Here is a 5439-nt window from a genome sequence, read left to right as displayed (position 1 = left end):
AGATGGAGAGCGCTGCGCACTCTAACGGGGGCAAGCCCCCTCGCCACAAAAGCGATTTGCAAACCCTTCTGGAGTTTCCCCATGTCCTTTGTCCTCGCTCACCTGCTGTCCTGGAGTGCCCTGCTGCTGGTGATCGACGCCGTGCTCTGGCACCTCGCGCCGTTCAAGCATCGCGTCACGCGGGTGAGCGTGCGGCTGGCGCTTTTCGTGATGTTCAGCGCGCTGGTGATCAATGCCGGTGTGAGCCCGTTGCAGGCACCGTTGTTCGCTGAGGATCGCGTTGCTCAATTGGGCGCCACGGCGTTGGGAATTCTCTGGTGGCTGTACGCCGCGCGGGTGCTCACCGAAGTCATCGGCCTGGTGCTGATGCGCCGCATCGGTCACAGCGGTCGCTTGTTGCAGGACGTCATTGGCGCGCTGGTGTTCCTGATCGCCATCGTCGCGGCGGCCGGTTACGTGCTGGAGCTGCCGGTGAAAGGCTTGCTGGCGACGTCCGGGGTGGTGGCCATCGTCGTCGGTCTGGCGTTGCAAAGCACCTTGAGCGACGTGTTTTCCGGGATCGTGCTCAACACCACCAAGCCCTATCAGGTGGATGACTGGATCATGATTGACGGCGTCGAAGGCAAAGTCCTCGACATCGACTGGCGCGCCACCCACCTGCTGACCAGCGCCGGCAGCACTGCGGTGGTGCCGAACTCGGTGGCGGCCAAGGCGAAGATCGTCAATTTGAGCCGGCCGAACAACATGCACGGCGTGTCGATCAGCATCCAGGTGCCCAACCACATTCGCCCGCGCCGGGTACTGGAAGCACTGGAGCGCACGCTTCAAGGCAGCAGCAGTTTGCTGCTCAACCCGGCACCGAAAGTGGTGCTCAAAGAGGCTGGCGAAGCCATGTCCGAGTACGTGGCCAGCGGTTTCATCGCCGAGCTCGGCAAGAAGAGTGAAGTGCGCAATCAGCTGTTCGACCTGGCGCATCGGCACCTCGAAGCGGCGGGAATTTCCCGGCAGATCGATGGTGTGATTGAACCAACGACCCGTGCGCGGGCGTTGCTGGATGAGGTGAAAGTCTTCCGTTCCCTGAGCGAGGACGAGCGTGATCAATTGGCCCAGTCCATGGTCCCGCAACAATACGCGGCGGGTCAGGTGCTGCTGGAGATGGGCGAAGTGCCGGACAGTCTGATGGTGATCGCCACGGGCGTGGTCAGCGCCACCGTGCCCGATGGAACCGGGCAAACCGAAGCCGGGCGCATGGGGCCGAGTGAGGTGATGGGCGAACAAAGCATCCTCACCGACACACCGTCCCAGGCCACCTTCACCACCCTGACCTCGTGCATCATTTACCGGATCGACAAATCGCTGACCCGTGGTTGCATGGAACAACGGGTTGAAGTGGGTCGGGCATTGAACAAACTGCAGGCGGTGCGGCAGCAGAATAGCCGGTTGGCGCTGATGGCCAAACCGGTGCCGATCAAGAAAAGCGGCTTCCTCAGCTGGCTGCAGAAGCGCCAATCTGTGTAACGGATCACGCGGTTTCATGTAGCAGCTGTCGAGCTTGCGAGGCTGCTGCTACAACAAGCTCATTCGTCAGACAAAAAAATGCCCGCACAGTCGCGGGCATTTTTATGGATCGCCGACCTTACTTCGCCGTCAGCGCCACGTAGCTGTTCATCAAATTGCGATAGTTCGGAATGCGCGGCGACAGCAGGTTCGCCAGGCCTTCCATGTCGTTGCGCCAGTCACCCTGCAGCTCACACGCCACCGAGAACCAATTCACCAGTTGTGCACCGGCCGCGGTCATGCGTGCCCACGCGGCTTGCTGCACGGTTTCGTTGAAGGTGCCCGAGGCGTCGGTCACCACAAACACTTCAAAGCCTTCCGCCAGTGCCGACAGCGTCGGGAACGTTACGCAAACGTCGGTCACCACACCCGCGATGATCAGTTGCTTGCGGCCAGTGGCTTTAACGGCTTTGACGAAATCTTCGTTATCCCAGGCATTGATCTGGCCTGGACGCGGGATGTACGGCGCGTCCGGGAACAGTTCCTTGAGCTCAGGCACCATCGGGCCGTTCGGGCCGTTTTCGAAACTGGTGGTGAGGATGGTCGGCAGTTTGAAGAACTTGGCCAGGTCCGCGAGGGCCAGCACGTTGTTCTTGAATTCGTTCGGCGAGAAATCCTGGACCAGCGAGATCAGGCCGGTCTGGTGGTCGACCAACAGGACTACGGCATCGTCTTTGTTCAGGCGTTTGTACGGAACGTTGCTCATGTGAAGCTCCTCGATGGATGGGTATTACGCAAGGCGCCGACGCAGTGCATCGGCGCAAGTTGTGATCGTCAGAACGCGAAGCACGAACAACCGAACGCGCCCCAGAAACCCGCAAAATCACTGACCGGCGCGTTCGACAAACGGGCCTTTTCATGGCTGTGGGCATGCACGCCGCACGGCCCGCTGCAATGGTGAACCTGCGCCTGCATCGGCGACGTCGGACGCCAATGACCCGGCACCTTGACCACCGGCGACCAGTCCGGCAGCACCGGCACGCTGGCAGGTCCGAGTTTTTCGAAATCACCGGCGGCGTACACCACCTTGCCGCCGACCACGGTCAACACCGATTCGATCCACTTGATCGCTTCTTCATCGACGCTGAAAAAGTCCGCGCTGAGCGCCGCGACATCCGCCAGTTGGCCGACCTTGATCATGCCTTTCTTGCCCTGCTCGGACGAGAACCAGGCGCTGCCGTGGGTGAACAGCTCCAGGGCGGTCTGCCGGGACAGGCCCTCGGCGTGCAGTTCCAGCCCTCCGACGGTGCGGCCGCTGACCATCCAGTACAACGAAGTCCATGGATTGTAGCTGGACACCCGCGTGGCATCCGTGCCGGCGCCGACCGGTACACCTTCGGCCAGCATGCGCTTGATCGGCGGGGTCGCCTCGGCCGCTTTGGCGCCGTAACGCTCGACGAAATACTCGCCCTGAAACGCCATGCGATCCTGAATCGCAATACCGCCCCCCAGCGCCCTCACCCGCTCGATGTTTTGTGGCGTGATGGTTTCAGCGTGGTCGAAAAACCACGGCAAACCGTTGAACGGAATGTCGCGGTTAACCTTCTCGAACACGTCGAGCATGCGGCTGATGGATTCGTTGTACGTGGCGTGCAAACGGAACGGCCAGCGCTGCTCGACGAGGTAGCGGACCACCGGTTCCAACTCGTCTTCCATGGTTTGCGGCAGGTCCGGACGCGGCTCGAGGAAGTCCTCGAAATCCGCCGCCGAGAACACCAGCATTTCCCCGGCGCCGTTGTGCCGCAGGTAATCGTCGCCCTGATGCAGGGTCACGCTCGACGTCCAGTTCTTGAAGTCGGTCAGCTCTTCTTTCGGCTTCTGCGTGAACAGGTTGTAGGCGATGCGAATGGTCAGCTGCTGGTCCTTGGCCAACTGCTCGATCACTTGGTAATCGTCGGGATAATTCTGGAAACCACCGCCGGCATCGATAGCGCTGGTCAGGCCGAGGCGATTGAGTTCGCGCATGAACTGGCGCGTCGAATTGACCTGATACTCCAGCGGCAACTTCGGCCCCTTGGCCAGCGTCGAGTACAAAATCATCGCGTTGGGACGCGCCACCAACATGCCGGTCGGCTCGCCATTGGCATCGCGCACAATCTCGCCACCCGGCGGATTCGGCGTGTTGCGGGTGTAACCGGCCACACGCAAAGCGGCGCGGTTGAGCAAGGCGCGATCGTACAAATGCAGGACAAACACCGGGGTGTCCGGCGCCGCCTGATTGAGTTCTTCGAGGGTCGGCATGCGCTTTTCGGCGAACTGGAATTCGTTCCAGCCCCCGACCACCCGTACCCATTGCGGTGTGGGCGTGCGATCGGCCTGCTCCTTAAGCATGCGCAAGGCATCGACCACCGACGGCACGCCTTCCCAACGCAGTTCGAGGTTGTAATTCAGACCGCCACGAATCAGGTGCAAGTGCGAGTCGTTGAGGCCGGGAATGACGCAGCGACCCTTGAGGTCGATGACCTGCGTACCCGACCCGCGCAGGGCCATGGCCTCGGCATCGGTGCCGACCGCAACGAAGCGACCTTCGCTGATCGCCACCGCGCTGGCGCGTGGGTTTTCACGGTCAACGGTATGAAATTGGCCATTGAATAAAATCAGATCGGCGTTCATCGCGTTTCCTTGGACGGAGTGGATTGAGACAGCCAGGGCGCGAACAGACGCGTCGCCATCGGCATGAACAGGTACACCACCGAGACAACGATGGTCAGCGTGATCAGAAACGTCGCGACCACGTAATTGGACAGGATGGCGTTGAGTTGCAGCAGCGGGCCCCAGAGCAGCGGCACCAGCAAGGTATGCGGCAGAATCACCAACAACGTCACCACGGCCTGCTTCCAGCGCGGCGGTGGCGGCGAAGCGGCGTCGGCTTGCGGCGCGAACCAGAATTCGTTGACCGGATTGACCTCGGTCTGGTCGCCATCGGCGAGCATCGGCGTGGCTTCGTTGACCAGCTCAAGGCGCTGCGGCGAATCGAGCCAGTGCTGCATCGCCTCAGTGGAACAAAAGCGCAGCACGCAGGTGTACATGTCCAGACCAGCGTTTTTACCGCGCATCACATCCACGCCCAAGTGCCCTTCCTGCTGCCCGGCGATGCTGACAATGTTGCGCAACCAGGCTTCGTAAGGCACTTCAAAACCGGCCTTGACCCGGTGCTTGATCACCAGGGTCACGACTTCCTCGAAACGATTGGATTCAGGCATAACGCAAAGCTCCGGCAAATCGGACATTGAGCGCCAGCCGTCCCGGCCCGGCGATAAGAAGGCTGGTGAACACAATCAACAGCAGCCAACCGAACTGCCCTTCATCGAGACTCCATTGCGCATGCACCACCAGCAGCGCAATCAGCAGCACCGCCAAAATCGGCAGGCACGCCAACCGCACCAACACCCCGGCGATAATCAGCAACGGGCACAGCACCTCGGCAAAAATCGCCAGCATCAGCGTGACGTTCGCGCCCAGGTGAAACGGGTCTTCGATGACTTGCAGTTGAGCGCTGTAGTTAAGCAGCTTCGGTAAGCCGTGCACCCACAGCAGGAACGCGCCGCCACTGACCCGCAAAAACAGCAGTCCGAGATCCTGCACCCGCTCATCCCATCGCGATGTATTCATGGGCTACCTGCACAAATAAAAAACCACCGGCGTTCTGCGCCGGGACCTGGTTTGATAGTGCCGGGACGGGAGCGGGGGAAATTGGATGTGTGTGCTGTTTTTGTGGATGAGCCCGGATCTACAACCGACGAAGATCCCTGTGGGAGCGGGCTTGCTCGAGAAGGCGGTGTGTCATTCGGCATTGATGTTGGTTGATACGCCGCCATCGCGAGCAGGCTCACTCCCACAATAGAATTGGGTACATCAGCAAAATATTGGTCGGCTGTCAGG

General features: G+C 60.7%; 5 protein-coding genes. 1 reads left to right on the top strand and 4 read right to left on the bottom strand.

The window, feature by feature from the left end:
• Positions 1-81 precede the first annotated feature (81 nt).
• Positions 82-1518 carry a mechanosensitive ion channel family protein gene (locus K0F88_RS31775; RefSeq protein ID WP_094471699.1) on the top strand — a complete coding sequence of 479 codons (1437 nt, stop codon included), beginning with the start codon at positions 82-84 and terminating at the stop codon, positions 1516-1518.
• Between the two features lie 118 nt (positions 1519-1636).
• Here K0F88_RS31775 and ycaC read toward each other — a convergent pair whose 3' ends face one another.
• From ycaC to K0F88_RS31755, 4 genes are all read right to left on the bottom strand, one after another.
• A complete protein-coding gene (gene ycaC, locus K0F88_RS31770) occupies positions 1637-2263 on the bottom strand; it encodes an isochorismate family cysteine hydrolase YcaC (RefSeq protein WP_219097846.1) in 627 nt (208 codons plus the stop codon).
• Between the two features lie 68 nt (positions 2264-2331).
• Positions 2332-4170, bottom strand: a complete 1839-nt coding sequence (locus K0F88_RS31765) for an amidohydrolase (RefSeq protein WP_219097845.1) — start codon at positions 4168-4170, stop codon at positions 2332-2334.
• Positions 4167-4760: an antibiotic biosynthesis monooxygenase gene (locus tag K0F88_RS31760; protein ID WP_094471696.1), complete on the bottom strand. Its 594-nt coding sequence runs from the start codon at positions 4758-4760 to the stop codon at positions 4167-4169. The genes K0F88_RS31765 and K0F88_RS31760 overlap by 4 nt, the downstream gene beginning before the upstream one ends.
• The gene (locus K0F88_RS31755; RefSeq protein ID WP_094471695.1) at positions 4753-5169 is read right to left on the bottom strand and encodes a DoxX family protein; all 417 of its coding nucleotides are present in this window, start codon (positions 5167-5169) and stop codon (positions 4753-4755) included. The genes K0F88_RS31760 and K0F88_RS31755 overlap by 8 nt, the downstream gene beginning before the upstream one ends.
• Positions 5170-5439: the final 270 nt, after the last annotated feature.

Source organism: Pseudomonas sp. UMAB-40 (assembly GCF_900095275.1).
GTDB lineage: Bacteria > Pseudomonadota > Gammaproteobacteria > Pseudomonadales > Pseudomonadaceae > Aquipseudomonas > Aquipseudomonas mandelii_B.
This window is presented reverse-complemented; position numbering and strand designations above follow the sequence as displayed.

What these genes read in the sequence shown, in the direction of transcription:
- K0F88_RS31775 (WP_094471699.1), top strand. Translation starts at nt 82, where the DNA reads ATGTCCTTTGTCCTCGCTCACCTGCTGTCCTGGAGTGCCCTGCTGCTG.
- ycaC (WP_219097846.1), bottom strand. Translation starts at nt 2,263, where the DNA reads ATGAGCAACGTTCCGTACAAACGCCTGAACAAAGACGATGCCGTAGTC.
- K0F88_RS31755 (WP_094471695.1), bottom strand. Translation starts at nt 5,169, where the DNA reads ATGAATACATCGCGATGGGATGAGCGGGTGCAGGATCTCGGACTGCTG.
- K0F88_RS31765 (WP_219097845.1), bottom strand. Translation starts at nt 4,170, where the DNA reads ATGAACGCCGATCTGATTTTATTCAATGGCCAATTTCATACCGTTGAC.
- K0F88_RS31760 (WP_094471696.1), bottom strand. Translation starts at nt 4,760, where the DNA reads ATGCCTGAATCCAATCGTTTCGAGGAAGTCGTGACCCTGGTGATCAAG.